The following is a 20,100-nucleotide window of genomic DNA, read 5'->3' as shown; positions in this document are numbered from 1 at the left end:
CCGCCACACCGAGATGATGGCGGTCGCCCAGCGACGGGCGCGTCGACACGGGTGGGACCTGGCCGTGTGCGTCACGGACCTCCCCCTGCGCGACGGCAGGCAACCCATCGTGGCCGACATGAGCGGTGAACGCCGGGTCGTGGTGGTGTCACTGCCCGCGTTCGGCGTCATGTCGTGGCGCCGCCGGGTGCGTAACGTGGTGGCTCAGCTCATCGCCGACATGTACGGCATCGCGGCCTCCCCGGGCGATGAACACCGAGGACGCCGGCTGCCGGTGCTCTCCCGCCGTTTCCGTCGCGTCGAACCCGAACAGGAGGGCGTCGACGTCCGCATGCTCGCCTCCCGTGGAAAGACGCGCCTGCTGATGGGCATGGTCCGGGACAACCGACCCTGGCGGCTGGTGTTGGGCATGACCGGCCCGCTGGTGGGGGCCTTCGCCTTCAGCGCGTTCTACCTGATCAACACCACGGTCTGGGAGCTGGCCGCTTCGATGGGACCGCTGCGCCTCCTGGGCACGGTGTTGGGATCCATCGGGATCATGGTCGTCTGGCTCATCGTGTACCACCACCTGTGGGAACCGACGCGCGAGGCGCGCACACACGACCAGGCGGTGCTGTTCAACGCCTCCACCGTCCTCACCCTCCTGGTCGGGGTGGGCTGCATGTTCGTGTTCCTGTACGCGGCCAACCTGGTCATCGCCGGTGTCGTGCTCACCCCCGGCGTCCTCGGCCAGTACGTCGGCACCGACCCTGGGATCACGGACTACGCCGCCGTCACGCTGCTGATCACCGCCGCGGGTACGGTCGCGGGCGCCATCGGTTCCGGATTCGAGAGCGAGGACTCCGTGCGTTCGGCGGCCTTCAGCTACCGCGAACGCGAACGCCGCCAGGCCATGCACGACGAGAGCGAATCTGATGACGCCCGGGAGGGGGGCGAGTTGTAGCATCGAGGCCGGATTCTCCCCCGTCCACGTACTCCCCCGTCCCCGGAGAGAGCCGTGCGGCGGGGCTTTCGACACACACGGGAACGGACGTTCATGGACGCTGAAGACACCCAGGTCATGGCCAGGACCGGCGAGTTCACCAGTACCACCCTGACCTGGGAGACCTCGGTTCGGGGTCGGGTCGCCGCGGCGGTCGACCGCCTCTCCGGCCCGCTCGCCGACCTGCTGGAGCGCGACGCCAACGACGGCGACACCCGCATGCTCGTCGCCGATTTCTTCAGCGTCGGTCTGAACTTCAGCAAGTACCAGGACATGACCACCGAGTACCGGACCAGCGGGGACTCGATCGACTACGCGATCATGCTGGACGGCAAGCTGTTCGCACCCGTGGAGGTGCGACGGGTCGGCCAGGAACTCGACCAGCGCAACATCCAGGTGTCCCGGCGCCTGGCGGTGGAGGAGGGCGCCGAGTGGATCATCCTCACCAACGGCCGCTTCTGGAAGGTCTACCACCTGCGCCCCGACGGTGACGGCGGCAACCAGCCGGTGGAGATCATCGACGCCGACCTCACGGACGCCGACTCCTACCAGCGCAACATCGACGCCCTGTTCCACATCACCCGCGAGGCCGTCGACCACGGTCGGCTGGACACCCTGCGCAAGTGGAAGGAGGCCGTCGAGGCGGCCCCGCTCGCCGAGGTCCTGCGCGGCGACGCCGTGGTGGAGGCGGTCCGCGCACAGGTGCGCGCCGCCACCGGGCACCAGGGGCACACGGGCGACGCCGACGAGGTCCGTCGCGCCCTGGTCGAGGAGGTCGTCGCCCAGGGTCTGCTCACGGACTGATCCCCGGCGCGGCTCCGGTCCGGATCCCGGATTCCCGGGCCGGAGCCGCGCCGTCCCCTCCGTACGCCGACCGGTCCCGCCCGTTCCGGCGGACCCGGGGCTCGTGGGCGGGGCCCTTCCCGCGCGGTGAGTGATCACGTTTACCCCCATTGACAGTTGTGATACGTGACACAACAATGGTCATACTATTGGGAGCGCTCCCAGCTCCCGCCGCTCACCCCCCAGCGGAAGGACCCCCCGTGAGCCCGGCACGAAGAAACAGGGCGGTGGCGCTCGGCGCCGCGGCCGCCCTCGGCGCGAGTCTGCTCGTGGCCTCCCCCGTTCAGGCCGACGACGAACCGGTCGAACAGATCACCAACGGCGATTTCAGCGACGGCACCACCGGCTGGTGGGCGACGGAGGGCATCGAGCTCGCCGTCAGCGACGACGGCGCCCTGTGCGTCGACGTGCCCGGCGGCACCAGCGCGGCATGGGACCAGATCGTCGGACAGAACGACATCCCCCTCGTGGCCGGGGAATCCTACTCCCTCACGTTCACCGCCTCCGGCGCGGACGGGCTCCCCGTCCGCGCCCTGGTCCAGGAGCCCGTGGACCCCTGGCGCACCCACCTGGACGAGCGCCCCGTGCTCACCGGGTCGCCCACCGAGTACGAGTACGTCTTCACCGCGTCGACCGACATGGAGGACGCCCAGCTCGCCTTCCAGATCGGCGGGTCCGAGGAGCCCTGGACGTTCTGCCTGGACGACGTCTCCCTCCTCGGCGGCGCCGAGCCCCCGGTCTACGAACCCGACACCGGCCCGCGCGTACGGGTCAACCAGGTCGGCTACCTCCCGCAGGGACCCAAGAACGCCACCGTGGTCACCGACGCGGAGGAGGCCCTGCCCTGGACGCTGGCCGACGCCGAGGGCGCGGTCGTGGCCGAGGGCAGCACCGTCCCGCAGGGCCTGGACGAGTCCTCCGGTCAGAACGTGCACACCATCGACTTCGGCGACGTCACCCGGACGGGTGAGGGCTACACCCTGACCGCCGACGGCGAGACCAGCCACCCCTTCGGCATCACCGCGGATCCCTACGCCGCCCTGGCCACGGACGCGCTGGACTTCTACTACACCCAGCGCAGCGGCGTCGAGATCCTCGACGAGCTCGCTCCCGGGTACGGCCGCGAGGCCGGTCACGTCGGCGTCGCGCCCAACCAGGGAGACACCGAGGTCACCTGCCACCCCTCCGACCCGTGCGACTACTCGCTCGACGTGTCCGGCGGCTGGTACGACGCCGGTGACCACGGCAAGTACGTGGTGAACGGCGGCATCTCCGTCCACCAGCTGATGAGCGTCCACGAGCGCGCGCACACCGCGCCGACCGGCGACCCCGGCCGGGTGGCCGACTCCACCCTGTCCATCCCCGAGCGGGACAACGGCGTTCCGGACGTCCTGGACGAGGCCCGCTGGGAGATGGAGTTCCTGTTGTCCATGCGGGTCCCCGAGGGCGAGGAGCTCGCGGGCATGGCGCACCACAAGGTCCACGACGAGGCCTGGACCGGCCTCCCCCTGCTGCCCGCCGACGACCCGCAGCCCCGCTACCTGCAACCGCCGTCGACGGCGGCCACGCTGAACCTGGCCGCGAGCGCCGCCCAGTGCGCCCGCGTGTTCGCCCCCTACGACGCCGACTTCGCCGCGACCTGCCTGGAGGCCGCCGAGACCGCGTGGGACGCCGCGGTGGCCAACCCCGAGATCTACGCGCCCACGGGCGGTCAGGGCGGCGGCGCCTACGACGACGGCGACGTGACCGACGAGTTCTACTGGGCCGCGGCGGAGCTGTACCTGACCACCGGGGCCGAGGAGTACGAGGAGGCGGTGACCTCGTCCGAGCAGCACACCGCCGACGTGTTCTCCGAGCACGGCTTCAGCTGGCAGAACACCGCGGCGCTGGGACGACTCCAGCTCGCCACCGTCCCCAACTCCCTCGACGGCCTCGACGGGGTCCGCGCCTCCGTCGTCGAGGGCGCCGAGGAGTACGTCAGCGCCCTGGAGGAGAGCCCCTACGGCATCGCCTACGCCCCCGAGGACGGCACGTTCGTCTGGGGCTCCAACAGTCAGATCCTCAACAACCTGGTGGTCGTGGCGACCGCCTACGACATCGGCGGCGACACGCGTTTCCGTGACGCGGTCATGGAGGGCATGGACTACGTCCTGGGCCGCAACGCCCTCAACCAGTCGTACGTGACCGGGTACGGCGAGAACGCCGCGATGAACCAGCACAGCCGCTGGTACGCCCACCAGCTCGACCCCGACCTGCCCAACCCGCCCGCGGGCACCCTGTCCGGTGGACCCAACTCCGACGCGGCCACCTGGGACCCCGTGGCCCAGGCCAACCTGGACGGGTGCGCCCCGCAGTTCTGCTACATCGACGACATCGAGTCGTGGGCGACCAACGAGTTGACCATCAACTGGAACGCCCCGCTGGCCTGGGTGTCCGGGTTCGTCGCCGACCAGGGCGACGCGGGCCTCCCCGCCGGAGCGTCCTGCGAGGTCGACTACGTGGTCCACGGCGAGTGGGACGGCCGGTTCACCACCCAGGTGACCATCCGCAACACGGGTGAGGAGGCCGTGGAGGGCTGGGAGCTGGTGTGGTCCTTCTCCGGCTCGCAGGCCGTGGACCGCCACTGGAGCAGCACGCTGGAGCAGTCCGGTCCCTCGGTGACCGCGACGAACACGGACTGGAACGGAACGATCGATCCCGGCGGCGAGGTGACGTTCGGCTTCATCGGGACCTTCGAGTCCGGGGCCAACGCCGTTCCCGCGAGGTTCGCCCTCAACGGTTCCGTCTGCCACTGATCCGTGGGTGGGGGCGACGACGGCGCGCCCGCCCACGCCGTAGGACCCTCCCTGGAGGACGGGGCCCCGCAGGAGAGCGTGGGGCCCCGTCCGTCATCTCCGGCCGAGGGGCGGGTCCGCCCCGTGGGCGTCGAGAACGGTTCGCGGGAGGGAACGCGGCCGGAGGACGACCGTCGGGTTCGGCGGCGGGGGGACCGGGGCTCGGCCCGAGGAGGACGTCAGTCCAACGGCACCCGCAGGACCCGGTCGTCCTCCTCGACCGGGTCACCGACTCCGTCGCGGTTGCTGGTGGTCAGCCAGAGCTCGTCGCCGCCCGGTGCGGCCACCACCGTGCGCAGGCGGCCGTACTCCCCCTCGTAGTGGTCCACGGGCTCGCCCAGGCCCTCTCCCCCGGTGAGCGGTACCTCCCACAGGCGCTCGCCGCGCAGCGCCGCCACCCACAGGGAGCCGCCCGCGACCGCCGCGCCGCTGGGCGAGGCCTCCGCGGGAACCCAGGTCACCAGCGGGTCGACGTACTCGTCACCGTCGCCGACGCCCTCCACCTCGGGCCACCCGTAGTTGTCGCCCGGTTCGATCAGGTTGACCTCGTCGAACCTGTTCTGGCCGAACTCGGTGGCGTACAGGTTCCCGTCCGCGTCCCACGCCAGGCCCTGGACGTTGCGGTGTCCGTAGCTGTACACGGGGTTGCCGAAGGGGTTGCCCGGGGCCGGATCGCCGTCGGGGGTGATCCGCAGGATCTTGCCCGCCAGGGAGTCGGTGTCCTGGGCCAACTCTCCCCTGCCCGCGTCCCCGGTGCCCGCGTACAGCAGGCCGTCGGGGCCGAACTCGATCCGTCCACCGTTGTGGTGGGTCTCGGACGGTATGCCGTCGAGGACGACCTCGGCCTCCCCGAGCCCCCCGCCTCCGGGGTCGTACTCCATGCGGCTGATCCGGTTGTCGGAGTCCGACGTGTGGTAGGCGTACACGTACGGCTCGTCGGGGAACTCCGGATGCACGGCCAGTCCCAGCAGGCCGCCCTCGCCTCCCGGCGAGACGCCCTCGACGGTGCCGACCTCCGTGACCGAGCCGTCCCCGGCCACACGGACGACCTCGGCCGAGTCGCGCTGGGAGACCAGGGCCGACCCGTCGGGAAGGAGGACGAGCCCCCACGGCACCTCCAGGTCCGTGGCGACGGCCTCGGGCGGACCGGGGTCGACCTCGGCGTCCCCGGTCCGCCCGTCCTGCTCACCCGCTCCGTTCCGCCCGTCCCCGGCGCCGGTCGCGCCCTCCCCGACACCGCATCCGGCGATCAGGGCGAGGACGCCCAACGCGGAGACCGTACGGAGGGCCGCTCCTGCGCTCGTCGTGGGTCCCATGCGCGTCCCCTTCCCCCGTCGCCTCCCGTTACTCCGCCGCGCCGCGGGACGCGTCGCCCTCGGTGTTCTCGTGCCCCTCCCGCAACTCCTCGAACACGCGCTCCATGTCGGTGATCATCGCGCTGTGCACCGGCCAGCGCTCGTCGTCCCAGTGTTCGCTCATGTTCCTCCGTACATGGTCGACCAGGCGCAGCCCCTCCTGCAGGCTGTGGTCGAGGTCGGAGGAGACGGTGTCGCGGTCGGGTTCCCCCTCCGCCCGGATCGCACGGAAGGCGTCCGCCGCGCCGTCCAGGAGCGGGGCGAACTCGCGCATGAAGCCGCCGCTCGGCTCGGGGAAACGGGCCTGGGCGTCCTTTGTGGACCGCAGGGTGCGGATGAGGGACTGGACGTGCCGCGAGGACCGGCTCAGGGCGAGGATCCAGGCGTAGTAGGCATTCGGAGTCTGCTTCGAGACGGAAGCGTCCAGGAGCCGTCGCGGGTTCAGGCGCGCCCGGGACTCCTGCTCCGAGACCGACGCCTGGGCGTTGCGCGCGGTGCTGTCGAACCCGTCAGCGACCCGCGCCCAGGAGTCGGCGTCGTCGAGTCCCTCGCCGCCCTCGCGGAACCCGTCCGCCATCTCCCGGGTGAGGTCGCACAGGCTCTCCGCGAAGTCGAGCACGGCGTTCTCGGCGTCGCGGAAACGGATGGTGGGTGCGAAGACCATGTTCGTCACGACGGCGATCGTCGTCCCCACCAAGACCATGAGCAGCAGTGTCCCCAGGCTCATGAAGCTGCCCGCGGTACCTCCGGCGAGGGCGAACGCCGCGACAACGGGAATCTGCTTGCCCTGGTCTCTGAAGAACGAGAACTGCCCCACCAGCAGTGCGACGAGCACGATGAGGGCGAACAGCCAGATGTTCACGCCGATGGTGATCCCGCCCGCACCGGCGATCAGCGCACCGAGGAAGACCGCCGCCACGTAGCGGCCGGACTGTAACACCGATCCGTACACGGTGGGCGTCACGACCAGGAGCGCGGAGAAGGGCGCGAACCCGATCTGGGTGGGGTTTCCCAAGAGAAAACCCACGATCCAGGCGCCCGTCGAAGCGATGACGCTCTTGGCTATGACGACGACGGTCTCGCGCTCGTAGCCCCGCCGCTGGAAGGCACGACGCACCACGTCCCGGCCGTTGGCCACGACCTCCCTCACCCGTTCGATCACCACTTCGTCCCTCTGCCTCTCGTTCCTCGGTTCTTCCAGGCTCGCGCCCGACGGCCGACCCGCGCGGACCACGGGTCCGGAGAGCGGCCGGGCGGTCGCTCACTGGTTCGAGGGCGTCCGTCGGACGCCATCCGGTGCTCTGGCCGGAAACGTCGCCCGGTGTGGACCCCGTGACCCGAAGGCCGGTCCGGTCAGCCCCTCCGGTCACCGCGCTAGCCCTTGAGCAGTTCGACGCCGTCGGCGTCGTCGAGGCGCTCGGCCGCCTTCCGCCACCGCATCCGGGGCGGCATGGGCTGGCGTCCGCGCACCCGGGTCAGGTCGCGACGGACGCGGGCGAAGACCGCGAAGTCGCGCGGGAAGGCCGCCGGGTCCGTGCCCAGGAACGAGCCCACCTTGGTGGCCCGGTCCAGCACGCGCGCCCACTCGTCGGCGCCCGCCAGCCCCACCGACTCCACACCGTGGGAGAACAGGGTCAACCGGATCTCCTCGTAGTCGGGTACGCGGTCCAGGTACTCCTCCAGGCCCCGGAGCGACCGCCTCGTGTTGAACACCGTCCAGAAGGGCACGGAGCCGGTGCGCAGGGCCCAGTAGGGCTCGACGAGCATGAAGGACTCGACCAGCANCGCCCACCAGCCGGTCCGGCGGCAGCCCCCGGTCCCGGTACCAGTCCCGGTACAGCTCGGCGACGGCCGGGCTGAGCGACTCGGGCTCTTCGTGGCGCAGCCGCAGCAGCGTCCACCCCTCCTCGTCGGCGAGCTGGCGCAGGTCGTCCAGGAGCTCGGGTGCGAACCCCCACTCCGCCTCGGGACCGTCGCCGTCCGGTTCCGGACCGACGAACCGTGTGTGGTCGGACCCGAGGGAGTCCAGGTACGCGCGGACGCGCTCGCTGCCGTACTGAATCTCCTCCGGCCCGGCGCCGCCGAAGCCGCCGTGCTGGAAGACGTAGCGGTCCGCGACCCGCGTGGTGGGCCAGCGCAGCGCGCAGTCCGGGACCACGAGCGTGCCCCCGGGAAGCAGGTGCGCGCGCAGGAAGCGGCGGTAGGCCTCGGGCAGGCGCAGCCACTTGACCCGGAAGTAGCACATGCCCGAGATCATCAGCCGGTCCTGGTTGGGGTCGTGCATGTGGTGCAGCCGCCAGTCGGGGTTGGCCCGCACCAGCTCCTCCCCGGCGGACCGCGTCTTCCGCAGGTCCGCCGACGCGTCCTCGGGGGGCACGCCTCCCCGCCGCACCGGAATGAGCAGGGTCTGCGGGAGCCACGGCGCCTCCAGGGCGGCGGCCAGGTGGGTGAGCGCACCGTTGGAGGAGCCCACGAAGGCCACCTCGGCCTGCTTCCTCGGATAGTGACCGGCGACCCAGGAGGCGAGCTCGTCGGAGTCGATCTCACCGATCCGCTGCCGGGGAACCGCCTCCGACCAGCCCGCGGCGGCGTAGACGCGTTCCTTGAGCGCGTCCGGAGCGCGGTTGGCGGCACCCGCCACCAGTTCGACCGCGCCCTCCAGCGCGCCGGGCGCCTCCCCGGCGAGGGGAAGGTCACCGCCCGCGTTGTGGGACGCCAGCGTCCGCAGCATGGTGGTGGCCGAGTCGAAGCCCGCCACGACCCTCTTCGGTCTCATCCGCCTCATTCGTTCTGTCCGTCTCCTCGGTCCCGCGACGTGGTCCCCCGGACGAAGTCGTGGACCAGGTCGGCGACCCGTCCGGGTGCGGTGACGGTGAGCGCGTGGGGTTGTCCGGGCACGGTCACGAGGCGCCCGCGGGGCAGCAGACGGACGGCCTCCTCGGCCCAGGGCTTGGGGCAGAGGGGGTCCCGTCCCCCTCTCAGGACCAGGGCGGGCTGCGTGACCTCGGGGAGGACCCGCTCGATGCGGTGGTCGCGGCTGGCCAACCAGCTGCGGACGACCCGGCGCATCCCCGCGTCGCGGTAGTCGGCGACGCCGGAGACCGCCACGGAGGGGCCCTCGCGGAGGTTGTCGCGCAGCAGGCGCGCGGCCAGGACGGGAAGTGACCGCGCCCGGGGGTCCGTCGTCGGCCCCACCAGCACCAGCGATCCCACCTCGTCGGGCGCGCTCACCGCCGCCTCCGCGACCACCTGTGTCCCCAGGGAGAGCCCGAGCAGGCAGGGCCGTCTGATCCCGCGTACGCGCACCCACTCCAGGAGGGCGTCCGCGAGTCCGGTGACCGTGGGCGCGTGGTCCGGAGCGGTGCTCGCGCCGAACCCGGGCAGGTCGACGGCCCAGGACTCCGTCCTGCCCGCGAGCGCCCTGACCACGGGCAGCGTCTGGCGTGAGGAGACCCCCGCACCGTGCACACAGACCAGCGGCGGGCCCTGACCCGGTGTGCGCCACCAGGCCAGGGTGGTGCCGCGCGCGATCTCGTCCGTACCCCTGCGGACCTCCATCCGTCCCCCCGACCGGCCCTTCGACTCCCCACCGTGGTCGTCACGACTACCCAGGGCCCCCTCCTTCAACCCACTCGCCCGGCGGGGCGTGTGAGAGGGGCGCGCTCTGGTCAGAGGGGAGGGACGAAGGGTGTGTGGTGTGTGAAGGGAACCGTGAGATGAGCAGGAAGTCGGCATCCCCTCCGAGGCGTCCCTGGCTCAGGGGCGCCGCGCGGGGGGTCACGGGTGCGATGGCCATGAGCGGTATGCGGCAGGTCGAGGTCGGTCTGGAGTTCGTCCACCGCACTCCGCCCGAGGCCATCCTGGCGGAGGGCGCGCCCGCCGTCCTGAGGAGCATTCCCCGGGACCGGAGGAAGGCCGCGATCGAACTGGCCCACTGGGGTTACGGGGCCGCGGCGGGCACGCTGTTCGCCCTCGTGCCCAAGCGCCTGAGGGGCTCGCGGATCACCGGGCCGCTCTACGGAGCACTGATGTGGGGTGCGTTCGAACTGGCCATCGCCCCCTCGCTCGGCCTCGCCCACGCGCACAGGACACGGCCGCGGGAGAGATGGGCGCTCCTGGTCGACCACGTGGTCTTCGGGTTCATCGTCGGTGCGCCGCCCGAGACCGTCGTCTCGGGGACCGGGAACCAGGGCGGCGAGGACGGTGGGAGCGGCCGGGACGGGAGGAGGCGGCGCGGCCAGCGGGGGCGCCGCCCCCGCTCCTGAACGAACGGTGCGCACGGGTTCGGTGCGGGCGGCTGGGGCCGCCCGCGCACGCGCGCACCGTTCCGTGTGTCACACGCGCACCGTCCCCGCGCTAATCCTGCGCCTTCTGAAGACGCACGTACGCCAACTGGAGCCAGTCGGACACGGCCACGGCGCTGAACACGGCCCCGGCTCCCCGGGTGACCCCGGGCGCGAACACCAGACCGAAGGCGTAGGCGGTGGCGATCCACTGCGCGGTGCAGAACGGGCAGGTGATGAGTTCGCCGACCGCCCGGCGCCCACCCTGTCCGCGCACCTCCTCGGACAGCTCGGCGGGTGCCGAGACCCCCTTGAAGCGGGTGAAGAACGCCCGGAGGGGGCTGGTGACCGGGTCCTTGGCCACCATGCGGGACAGCTTGTGGGTGGTCAGACCCATGAGCGCCAGGTCCCACGGGCTCACGCCCTCGGCCCTGCCCCGCCCCCGGGATCTGCGGGCCACGAGCAGACCGGCGCCCACCAGACCCGCGTAGACCCCGACCGTGGCGGCGTATCCGAAGACGGGCTGCTCACTGTCGTTGCGGTAGGCCTCCGTCTCCTGCTGGATCGTCTCCTTGATGTCCTCGGTGGTGTCGTCAGCCATCTCTTCCGTTCCTCCTTCGTCGTACCTGTCCGCCCGATCTGTCACGCACCCACGCGTGCAGTGCCTCCCCGTCGCCCGCCTGGTCGAGGTTGATCGCCGCCTCGATCAGCGCGAGGTGGGTGAAGGCCTGGGGGAAGTTGCCCAGCATGGTGCCGTCGGCGGCCATCTCCTCCGCGTGCAGGCCGAGCTGCCCCGAGCGCCCGCACAGATCCTCGAACCGCTCCCTCGCCTCGTCGCCGCGCCCCGCGAGCACCAGGGCGGAGACCATGTCGAAGGAGCAGAGGAGGAAGGCGCCCTCCGGTGTGCCGAGTCCGTCGTCGGTCCGCTCGGGGTCGTACCTGCGGACCAGGCAGCCGTCCTCACCCAGTTCCTCGTCCACCCGCTCCAGGGTGGCGAGGACGCGCGGGTCGGTTCCGGGGAGGAATCCCAGGAGGGGGATCCGCGCCAGCGAACCGTCCGTGTTGGACGAGCCGTAGGACTGGGTGAAGGATCCGTTCTCGGGGTCGATCCCCCGTTCGAGGACCTCCTCGCGGATGGCCTCCGCCTCCTCGCGCCACCGGGCCAGGGGGGCGTCGTCGACCTTCTTCCCCGACTCCGTGACGAGCTGGATCCCCCGGTTCAGGCACACCCAGGCGTAGACCTTGGAACTGGTCCAGTGCCGGGGCCGTGACCGGACCTCCCAGATGCCGTCGTCCGGCTCGCGCCAGAGACGGCACGCCGAGTCGACGATCGAGGCGAGCTGCTCGACGTCCTCACGTCCGAGCCCGCCGGTGGCCTCCTCGTAGCACAGCGCCGCGTCCAGGATCTGCCCGTACACGTCCAGCTGGTGCTGGAAGTGGGCGTCGTTGCCCACGTGGACCGGCCGCGAACCCTCGTACCCGGCGAGGTGGCCGAGTTCCTCCTCCCGGGGAGGGGGCTCCTCGTCGACCGCCCGCACCGGCGGGATCCAGTCGGACGGGTGGCCGCACATGCTCAACAGGAAGCGCAGGTAGTGCCCCGCCTCCTCGGAGTGGCCGAGCCGGAGGAAGGCCAGGACCACCAGGGCCCCGTCCCGGTGCCACATGTAGCGGTAGTCCCAGTTCCTGGGTCCTCCCGGCCACTCGGGCAGGGACGCGGTGGGCGCGGCGACCAGGGCTCCGGTCTCCTCGTGGAGCAGGCCGCGCAGGGTGAGGGCGCTGCGCCTGACGTGGGTGGCGCCGACGCCGTCGTAGTCGGTCCGCGCGGCCCACGCGCGCCAGGTGCCGAGGGTCTCCCGTAGCAGGGCGCGCCCCTCCCCCAGCCCGACGCGGCGTTCGCCGTGCAGGTAGTCCAGGGCGAACACGGCGGTGTCGCCCTCGGCGAGCTCCACCCGGTACTCCGGAACGCCGTCCTCGGCGAGGCCGGGCGCGGGCGCGCCCGAGAGCAGCGGCCCCGACGTCTCCCGCAGCCCCCCGTCCACGCGCTCCCACACGGGGGCCGCGCGTCCGAAGTCGGGCCTGGCGTCGAGCCGCGAGCGCACGGCCGTGCTCCCGGAACGGCACTCGACGATCCGCAGGAGGACGCCGTCAGGGCACAGTCCCGTCCCGTCTCCGTCGGACCGCCGCACCGCGAGCAGGTCGCGGACGGCCACCTCCACGTCCGTCCCCCGCCAGAGGGTCTCCAGGACGAGTGTGTCGTCCAGGTAGACGCGTCCGGCCGGTTGGGCTCCCTCGACCTCCAGCGTCCAGCCGCCGCCCCGCGGATCCAGGATTCCCGCGAAGAACGCGGGGCCGTCGAACCGGGGGACGCACATCCAGTCGACCGTGCCGTCCGGCGTGGTGAGGGCGGCGGTGTGGCAGTCCGAGAGGAAGCCGTGGTCACCGATCCGCGCCGTCGTGCCCTGTTCCATCCGCCCCTCCGAGCCATACGTGTTCCCGGGGACTCCTCCTGCCTTCGACTGCCCCGGGGCACGTCCTACGAAACGGCAGCTCAGAAGCTTGCCGTGGCAGTACATAACGGGTGACGCACCCGGGTAGCGGGGAGGGAGGAAAGAGCCCGAAGCGGCTGTGTCGACCGGTGTGGAGGTGGCCAGGTGGCCGCGAAACCGAACGGCCGGATCGCGGTGGTCAGCGGAGCCAGCGCGGGTGTCGGCAGGGCTACCGCGCGGGAGTTCGCCCGGAAGGGGTACACCGTCGCCCTCCTGGCCCGGGGACAGGCCGGGCTGGACGCCGCCGTGGAGGAGGCCCGTGCCGAGGGGGTGTCCGCGATGTCGGTACGGGTCGACGTGACCGACGCCGACGCGGTGCGCGGCGCGCTGGCCCGGGTCGAGTCCGAACTGGGGCCGGTGGACGTCTGGGTGAACTGTGCCTTCGCCACGATCATCGCGCCGTTCATGAAGGTGGAGCCGGAGGAGTACCACCGGGTCACCGACGTCTGTTACCACGGCTACGTGCACGGCACCCAGGCCGCACTGGAGCGCATGCTGCCCCGGGACCGGGGCACGATCGTGCAGGTCGGGTCGGCCCTGGCCTACCGGGGTATCGCCCTCCAGTCGGCGTACTGCGGGGCCAAGCACGCGGTCCGCGGGTTCAGCGACTCCGTGCGGGCCGAGCTGATCCACCGCGGTTCGGGGATCCGGGTCACTGAGGTGCACCTGCCCGCGGTGAACACCCCGCAGTTCACGTGGGCGCGGGCCCGCCTGAACGGCCACCGTCCGCGTCCCGTCGCGCCGGTGTACCAGCCGGAGGTGGCGGCCCAGGCGATCGTGTGGGGGGCCGAGCACCCGCACCGGCGCCGGTACTGGGTGGGGATCTCGACGGCGATGACCGTGCTGGGACAGCGGTTCGCGCCGCGCCTGGTCGACTGGCAGCAGGGGCTCACCGGGCGCAGGAGCCAGATCCGCAGGGCGGAGCCGCCCGAGCACGACAACCTGTTCCGGCCTCTGGACGACGAGCGCGACTTCGGCGCGCACGGCGACTTCGACGGCGAGTCACGCGAGACGAGCCTGCTCCAGGAGCTGAGCGAGAAACGCCGTTCCCTGATCCTGCTGGGCGCCGCGGGTTTCGCGGTGGGAGCGGCGGCCTGCGCGGCCACGGGGAAGGCACGCCATCGGTCCTGATCATGAGGCCCGGTCCGAAACGAAGGGGGAGAGCATGGCGGAGCACGATCCCGTCATCGACGAGGTCTGGAACGATTTCCACGCGGTGGTGAACATGACCGGCCAGGAGCTGCGCGAGTGGCTGCTGACGAACGCCTCCGGTGAGGACGCCTTCAACACCGACCCCGCCCATCCGGTGTGGCGGAAGGGTGAGGCGATCGTGAATCTGCTGAACAAGCGGCGGGTGGACGTGACCGGGGACGACGTCGAGCTGATGCGCGAGGTGACGGAGTACGTCCGTGGCCAGTTGGCGGACCCGCGCCGTGAGGACCCGGAGTGGCGGCACCGGCTGATGNCCCGACTCGGCGCGGCCCGACGAGGAGGACCTCGGCGGGTAGCCGCCCCGGAAGCCAGGAGCCCCACGCCCTGTGCCCGCTCGTGAGGAGCGGGCACAGGGCGTTCGCTCGCCGTGCGGGCGGTGCGCCGCTCTCCTGGGGCCTCGGGGAGGGCTGGTCGCCACCGGTGCCGGGCGTGGGGGTGGGAGAGGTGTGTCCGGTTGGCCGGAGGAGGTCGGGCGGAACCGGCCGGGGTCCAGCAGCGGCTCCCGGAGCACCGTGAGCGGGTCCTCCAAGCGTTCCGTGGTCGGGGTGCCGCCGTGCCAGTGCGGCGGCGGTTCCGGACCGTCCCCGCCCGCGGCCCTCCCGTCGGGCCCTCCGGCGACCAGGGACACCACGTCGTGACCCAACGGCTCCCCCGACCGCGGATCAGAGGGCGGGCGGGGACCGCCACGGCCCCGCCCGCCCGGATCAGGCGTCCTGGTGCTTCTCGACCCAGGACGTGAGGGGTTGCCCCTGGATGGCCGCCGCCATCAGCTCGGGGAACGCGTCGGGTGTACAGGCGAACGCGGGCACGCCCATCTCGGCGAGCGCGGACGCGTTCTGTCGATCGTAGAACGGCGCGCCCTCGTCCGACAGCGCCAGGAGTACCACCACCTGGACACCGGCGGCCTGCATCGCGGCCACCCTCCTCAGCATCTCCGCTCGGACACCGCCCTCGTACAGGTCGCTGATCAGCACGAAGACCGAGTCGTTCGGCCTGCTGATCAGCCCCTGGCAGTAGGCGATGGCCTTGTTGATGTGCGTGCCGCCGCCCAACTGGGTTCCGAACAGCACCTCGACCGGGTCGGTGAGCTGCTCGGTCAGGTCCACCACCGAGGTGTCGAACACGACCAGGGACGTCCGCAGGGTCTTCATGGAGGCCAGGACCGCGCCGAACACGCTCGCGTAGACCACCGAGGAGGCCATGGAGCCGCTCTGGTCGATCGCCAGCACCACGTCCTTCTGCACCCCGCGGCTGCGGCGACCGTAACCTACCAGGGTCTGGGGCACGATCGTGTTGTGCTCGGGCAGGTAGTGGGCCAGATTGCGGCGGATGGTCGCGTTCCAGTCGATGTCGGCCACCCGGCGCGGCCGGTGCGTGCGGGCCGACCGGTCGATCGCCCCCTGCACCAGGGAACGCGTCTTCTGCGCCACCCGGCGCTCCAGGTCCTCCACCACCCCGCGCACCACCGCGCGGGCGGACTCGCGGGCCTGGTCGGGCATCACCCTGTTGAGCGACAGGAGCGTGCCCACCAGGTGCACGTCCGGCTCGACGGCCTCCATCATCTCCGGTTCCAGGAGGAGCTGGTGCAGACCCAGCCGGTCCATGGCGTCCTTCTGCATCACCTGCACGACGGAGGACGGGAAGTACTCCCGGATGTCGCCCAGCCAGCGCGCCACCCGGGGCGCCGAGCCGCCGAGTCCGGCGCTGCGCTCGGCGCGGCCTCCCCTCCCGTCGCCGGAACCGTCGCCCCGGTTGTACAGCGCCTCCAGGGCGCCGTCCATCCCCTGGTCGGCGGTGCCGAGCCCGGAGGAACACCGTGCCTCCCTGCCCAGCACCAGCCGCCAGCGGCGTTCCCGCTCGTCCACGGCGTTCATCCGCGGCTCCTTCCGTCGGTGAGGATGGCCAGCGCGGTGGCCAGGGCCGGTGCCGCGCGTTCGGTGTCCACGTCCACGCGGACCGGGGTGTCGCTCCTGGCGGCGGGCGCGCTCCCGAGCCGGGCCGCGGCGGCCCCGATCTCCTGACGCTCGGGGCCGCCGAAGGCCCCAAAGGTGCGCCGCAGCAGCGGCAGCACGGCGGTGAAGCGCTCCTCGGGCAGTCCGAGCAGCCAGGTGTCGATCAGGCCGAGCAGCCGGTCGTCGTGCACCAGGATCAGCCCGCTTCCCTGGAGGAACCCCTCCAGCCAGGCGGCGGCCGTGGCGGGTTCGACGCCCGGGGACATCGCCAGGCCGAGGCGTCGGCGCAGTTCGTCGCCGTCCACGAGCCCGGAGTCGGACAGGATCCGGTTGATCCGTCCGGCGATCCGTCCGGGCAGGTCGTCCCGTACGGCCAGGGCGGCCAGGGCCGCGGTCCAGGACCGCGCGCCCTCCCCGCCGAGGAGGGTGGCGGCGTTGTGCGTGGCGTCGATGAGCCTGACGAACCGCGCCGCCGCGTCGTCGTCCAACCCGTGCACGGCCGGGGCCAGCCCGACGCACACACGCCGCAGGATCTGCTCGGCGACCGTGCGCAGGTGCGCGTCGTCGGTGCCGCGCACGTCCCCGTACCGGGCGGAGCGGGCCAGCGGCGGCAGCGCCGCCATCAGGTGGGTGACGTCGCTGTCGGTGGCCGCGCGGTCGGTGAGCAGGGCCAGCACCCGGGGCAGGGCCTGACCGAGGTCGGCGAACAGGCACCGCTCGGTGAGACCGGTCAGCCCGGGCAGGGTCGCCTTCTCGGCGGCGTCGATCGCCTTGGCCGCGGCNNNNCCCACCGGCTGGCCTCGATCAGCGCCACGTCCATCTCCGGCTCCCAGCACAGCCGCCACGACTCGCGGAACGTCCCCTTCTGCCCGCCCTCGGGGTCGCGCGGAACGCCCCACTTGACGCCGAGCAGTTGGAGCCGGTGCAGCAACGCGCTGCGTTCGCGCTGGTTGTCCTTGCGCAGATCCAGGTCGAGATCGCTGTGGAAGGGCTCGGCCTTGAGCCGCAGCCGCTTGCGGGTCGCGACGAGGTCGCGCTGGAGCGGAACCATGGGTGTGGACGGGGGCACCGACCCCATCCGTTCGCCGACGGCCATCCGCTGGTGGACGAGGGCGGCTCGCGTGGGTTCGCCCTCGCAGAGGACGGAGGTGAGCGCCTCCGACACCTCGTCGAGTCCGGCGAGCGGACGACCGCGCAGCACGGCGAGGCTCTCGGTCAGCCGCACACCCTCGATGACGTGGGAGGAGGACACCGCGAGCCCCTCCTCCCGGAGCAGCCGGGCGGCCTCGGTCAGCCACCGGTGCACCGGCAGGTCGGGCGCGGTGAACAGGTGGTGGTCCCAGCCGGGCGCGGCGACACCGGCGCCGTAGCCGCTGGCGGCGGCCAGGCGCCCGTGGGTCCACGGCACCCAGGTGGCGTTGACCTTCACCTTGGGCAGGCCCCTGAGCAGGGCGGTGTCGTCCTTGACCGGGTAGTCGGCCACGTCGCGCAGGGCGGGCGCGTGCCAGGCGCCGCAGACCACGACGACCCGTTCGTGTCCCTCCTTGAGGGTGGCGCGCAGGGTCTGGCGCATGTACGCCTCGCGGCGCGCGTCCCGTCCCCGCTCGGGGCCGGACTCGGCGCGGACGGCGGCCATGGCGTCGGCGATCGCGGGGAACGGGGAGGGTTCGCCGTCACCGCGCTGCTCGATGACGTCGTCCCACCAGCGCTCGGCGTCGTCGTAACCGGCGGCCTCGGCGAGCACGCTGAGGGGATCGAGTCGGACGCGCTCGGGCTCGCCCACCTCGCCGTTCTCGGTCGCCTCCGGCTCTCCGTCCCCGCTGTTCCCGCTGCCCTCGCTCTTCGCGCCGTTCTCGCTGTCACCGCCTTCCCCGGACGACTCGTCCGCCTCGGCCTGACGGCGTTCCTCCTCGGCGATCCGCTCGGCGAGGGTGTGCGCGGCGGGAAGGTCGCAGAAGCGCACCTTCGCACCGCTCTCGACGGCGTAGCGCAGTGCCTCCCACTCCGGGGAGAAGCTCGCGAACGGCCAGAACGCCCACCCGTCGCCCTCCGCCACCCTCAACCGTCGGCCTCCGGCCGCGGTCTCTTCCCTGTCCTGCGACCTGGCCCCGCCGCCCTTGGGGGTGTCGGCGAGGTAGGCCAGCAGCGCCACGGGCGGCTCCAGCTCACCCACCAGGGAGGTGAGGGCGTCCGCCTCCGGCGGCCCCTCGATCAGCACGGCGTCGGGCTTGATCTCCTCCAGGGCCGCCCGGACGGCCCGGGCCGACCCCGGGCCGTGGTGCCGCACGCCCAGGACGTGCAGTCCGCTCGTGTCCAGTCGGGGTCGACCCATCAGGCGCCCACCTCACGGCAGGCGCGGTAGAACTCGCCCCAGCCGTCGCGCCCGCGCGCGACGGTCTCCAGGTACTCGCGCCACACCACACCGTCGGACACCCGGTCCTGGACGACGGCGCCGTGGATACCGGCGGCCACGTCGGCGGGGCGCAGCCGCCCGTCGCCGAAGTGCGCGGCCAGCGCGATGCCGTTGGTGAGCACCGAGATCGCCTCGGCGGTGCTCAGCGTGCCGCTGGGCGACTTGACCTTGGTCCCGTTGTCCTCGGTGACCCCCGAGCGCAGCTCGCGGAAGACGGTGACCACCCGCTGGATCTCGGTGAGGCTGGTGGGCACCTCGGGCAGGTCGAGGGAGCGGCCGAGCTGCTCCACCCGCTGGGTGACGATGCGGACCTCGTCCTCGGCGTTGTCGGGGACGGGCAGCACCACGGTGTTGAACCGGCGGCGCAGCGCGCTGGAGAGGTCGTTGACGCCCCGGTCGCGGTCGTTGGCGGTGGCGATGATGTTGAACCCGCGCTGGGCCTGCACCTCGACGCCCAGCTCGGCGACGGGCAGGGCCTTCTCCGACAGGACGGTGATGAGGCCGTCCTGCACGTCGGAGGGCATGCGGGTGAGCTCCTCGATGCGGCCGATGGAGCCGCGCGCCATGGCGGTCATGATCGGGCTGGGCACGAGGGCCGCCTCGGAGGGCCCCTCGGCGAGCAGCCGCGCGTAGTTCCAGCCGTAGCGGACGGCCTCCTCGGAGGTTCCGGCGGTGCCCTGGACGAGCAGGGTGGAGTCCCCGGAGATCGCGGCGGTCAGGTGCTCCGACAGCCACGTCTTGGCGGTGCCGGGGACACCGATGAGCAGCAGCGCCCGGTCGGTGGCCAGGGTGGCCACGGCGACCTCGACGACGCGGCGCGCGCCGATGTACTTCGGCGTGATCTCGGTGCCGTCGGGCAGGGTGGCGCCCAGCAGGTACTGGGTGACGGCCCACGGGGAGAGCTTCCAGCCCGGGGGGCGCTGCCGGTCGTCGGCCTTGGCCAGCGCCTCCAGCTCGGTGGCGTAGGTCTGCTCCGCGTGCGGGCGCAGGGCCTGGGCGGCGTCGGTGCTGATGGACGGGGTGGCGGTGGTCAACTAGAGCTCCCTGTGCATGTCGAGCCGGAACCGGAGGGTGTCCCGGAGTCGGAGGTAGGCCTCGGTCGAGGCGTCGTCGAACGAGGGGTCTTCTTGTAGTTCGGTGAGGTGTTCGGGGGACATGTGCGTGGCCGCGACCTCGCAGAGCTCCCGGTATCCGCGGTAGTCGTGCCTGCGGCGTTCCCTGGCCCGCAGGCGCTCGGCCACCAGTCGGCTCAGTTCGGGGGTCCAGGGGCCGCGTGCGGCGTGCGCCAGCTCGGCCCAGCGGACGAGGGAGTCGGATCCGCGGAGGGCGTCGAGCACGTACGCGCAGCTTTCCTCCACCGGCAGGGTCTCCAGCAGTTTCGCCAGCTGGAGCGACTGGGCGGTGCCCGCCGTGCTCGACGTGATCCGGTCGCGGAGCGTGTCGAGGACGGCCCTGGCCCACTCCGCGTCACCCTGGACCGCGACGGCGTTGACGAACGCGCCGAACAGCCGGTTGTCCCTGCCGCGCCCCTTCTCCGCCGCCGCGAAGATCGTGGCGGGGTCCGCGCCGAGCAGCGCGGGCCACACGTCCAGCGGTGTGTGGGTGACCAGCGCCCACACCCGTTCGTACCGCTGGTGGCCGTTCTCGTCGTCACCGTTGGGTCCGGCCAGGGCGAGGTCG

Annotated in this window: 13 protein-coding genes and 2 pseudogenes (1 of these 15 only partly in view); 6 read left to right on the top strand and 9 right to left on the bottom strand. The window is 72.3% G+C overall.

The window, feature by feature from the left end; translation table 11 throughout:
• The 3 genes from D455_RS30255 to D455_RS0112625 form a co-directional block, all read left to right on the top strand.
• A partial coding sequence (locus D455_RS30255; RefSeq protein WP_017571090.1) for a hypothetical protein occupies positions 1-943 on the top strand: 943 nt, incomplete at its 5' end.
• A 93-nt stretch (positions 944-1,036) separates the two neighbouring features.
• Positions 1,037-1,786 (top strand): hypothetical protein, encoded by a 750-nt coding sequence (locus tag D455_RS0112630; protein WP_017571089.1) that lies wholly within the window; start codon positions 1,037-1,039, stop codon positions 1,784-1,786.
• 239 nt (positions 1,787-2,025) lie between these two features.
• On the top strand, positions 2,026-4,620 hold the full coding sequence (locus tag D455_RS0112625; protein ID WP_026122572.1) for a glycoside hydrolase family 9 protein: 2,595 nt from the start codon (positions 2,026-2,028) through the stop codon (positions 4,618-4,620).
• A 218-nt stretch (positions 4,621-4,838) separates the two neighbouring features.
• Here the strand turns inward: D455_RS0112625 and D455_RS0112620 are convergent, their stop codons facing one another.
• From D455_RS0112620 to D455_RS30245, 3 genes are all read right to left on the bottom strand, one after another.
• Positions 4,839-5,975 carry a PQQ-dependent sugar dehydrogenase gene (locus D455_RS0112620; RefSeq protein WP_017571087.1) on the bottom strand — a complete coding sequence of 379 codons (1,137 nt, stop codon included), beginning with the start codon at positions 5,973-5,975 and terminating at the stop codon, positions 4,839-4,841.
• 28 nt (positions 5,976-6,003) lie between these two features.
• On the bottom strand, positions 6,004-7,179 hold the full coding sequence (locus D455_RS0112615) for an FUSC family protein (protein ID WP_017571086.1): 1,176 nt from the start codon (positions 7,177-7,179) through the stop codon (positions 6,004-6,006).
• Between the two features lie 1,616 nt (positions 7,180-8,795).
• Complete coding sequence (locus D455_RS30245) at positions 8,796-9,572, bottom strand: alpha/beta fold hydrolase (RefSeq protein WP_017571083.1); 777 nt, start codon at positions 9,570-9,572, stop codon at positions 8,796-8,798.
• A gap of 230 nt (positions 9,573-9,802) precedes the next feature.
• Between D455_RS30245 and D455_RS0112595 the strand changes: the two genes are divergently transcribed.
• On the top strand, positions 9,803-10,279 hold the full coding sequence (locus D455_RS0112595) for a hypothetical protein (protein WP_017571082.1): 477 nt from the start codon (positions 9,803-9,805) through the stop codon (positions 10,277-10,279).
• A 91-nt stretch (positions 10,280-10,370) separates the two neighbouring features.
• On the opposite strand, the gene D455_RS0112590 is transcribed toward D455_RS0112595, so the two are convergent.
• Together D455_RS0112590 and D455_RS0112585 are read right to left on the bottom strand one after the other, a co-directional pair.
• Positions 10,371-10,898: a DUF1360 domain-containing protein gene (locus D455_RS0112590; RefSeq protein WP_017571081.1), complete on the bottom strand. Its 528-nt coding sequence runs from the start codon at positions 10,896-10,898 to the stop codon at positions 10,371-10,373.
• Positions 10,891-12,765 (bottom strand): glycoside hydrolase family 15 protein, encoded by a 1,875-nt coding sequence (locus D455_RS0112585; protein WP_017571080.1) that lies wholly within the window; start codon positions 12,763-12,765, stop codon positions 10,891-10,893. The genes D455_RS0112590 and D455_RS0112585 overlap by 8 nt, the downstream gene beginning before the upstream one ends.
• Positions 12,766-12,948: 183 nt before the next feature.
• Here D455_RS0112585 and D455_RS0112580 point away from each other — a divergent pair, with 183 nt between their 5' ends.
• The gene (locus D455_RS0112580) at positions 12,949-13,974 is read left to right on the top strand and encodes an SDR family oxidoreductase (protein ID WP_017571079.1); all 1,026 of its coding nucleotides are present in this window, start codon (positions 12,949-12,951) and stop codon (positions 13,972-13,974) included.
• A 34-nt stretch (positions 13,975-14,008) separates the two neighbouring features.
• Entirely contained in the window at positions 14,009-14,395 is a 387-nt protein-coding gene (locus tag D455_RS30240) for a DUF3140 domain-containing protein (protein WP_017571078.1), read from the top strand.
• A 364-nt stretch (positions 14,396-14,759) separates the two neighbouring features.
• Here the strand turns inward: D455_RS30240 and D455_RS0112570 are convergent, their stop codons facing one another.
• The 4 genes and pseudogenes from D455_RS0112570 to D455_RS30230 form a co-directional block, all read right to left on the bottom strand.
• Positions 14,760-15,929, bottom strand: coding sequence for a VWA domain-containing protein (locus D455_RS0112570; RefSeq protein ID WP_017571077.1), 1,170 nt, complete (start codon positions 15,927-15,929; stop codon positions 14,760-14,762).
• Positions 15,926-18,339 (bottom strand): annotated as a pseudogene (locus D455_RS30235) (DUF5682 family protein). The gene D455_RS0112570 and the pseudogene D455_RS30235 overlap by 4 nt, the downstream one beginning before the upstream one ends.
• Entirely contained in the window at positions 18,339-19,454 is a 1,116-nt protein-coding gene (locus D455_RS0112560; protein ID WP_017571076.1) for an ATP-binding protein, read from the bottom strand. The pseudogene D455_RS30235 and the gene D455_RS0112560 overlap by 1 nt, the downstream one beginning before the upstream one ends.
• Positions 19,455-20,100 (bottom strand): annotated as a pseudogene (locus tag D455_RS30230) (DUF5691 domain-containing protein); it runs 883 nt beyond the window's last position.

The sequence above is a fragment of the Nocardiopsis halotolerans DSM 44410 genome (assembly GCF_000341065.1).
GTDB lineage: Bacteria > Actinomycetota > Actinomycetes > Streptosporangiales > Streptosporangiaceae > Nocardiopsis > Nocardiopsis halotolerans.
Note: the sequence above shows the minus strand (reverse complement) of the source record. Positions and strands in the feature narration are given on the sequence as shown.

Bases quoted from the DNA above. Each gene is read 5' to 3' on its own strand.
- D455_RS0112630 (WP_017571089.1), top strand. From the start codon at position 1,037: ATGGACGCTGAAGACACCCAGGTCATGGCCAGGACCGGCGAGTTCACC.
- D455_RS0112620 (WP_017571087.1), bottom strand. From the start codon at position 5,975: ATGGGACCCACGACGAGCGCAGGAGCGGCCCTCCGTACGGTCTCCGCG.
- D455_RS30245 (WP_017571083.1), bottom strand. From the start codon at position 9,572: ATGGAGGTCCGCAGGGGTACGGACGAGATCGCGCGCGGCACCACCCTG.
- D455_RS0112595 (WP_017571082.1), top strand. From the start codon at position 9,803: ATGGCCATGAGCGGTATGCGGCAGGTCGAGGTCGGTCTGGAGTTCGTC.
- D455_RS0112590 (WP_017571081.1), bottom strand. From the start codon at position 10,898: ATGGCTGACGACACCACCGAGGACATCAAGGAGACGATCCAGCAGGAG.
- D455_RS0112585 (WP_017571080.1), bottom strand. From the start codon at position 12,765: ATGGAACAGGGCACGACGGCGCGGATCGGTGACCACGGCTTCCTCTCG.
- D455_RS0112570 (WP_017571077.1), bottom strand. From the start codon at position 15,929: ATGAACGCCGTGGACGAGCGGGAACGCCGCTGGCGGCTGGTGCTGGGC.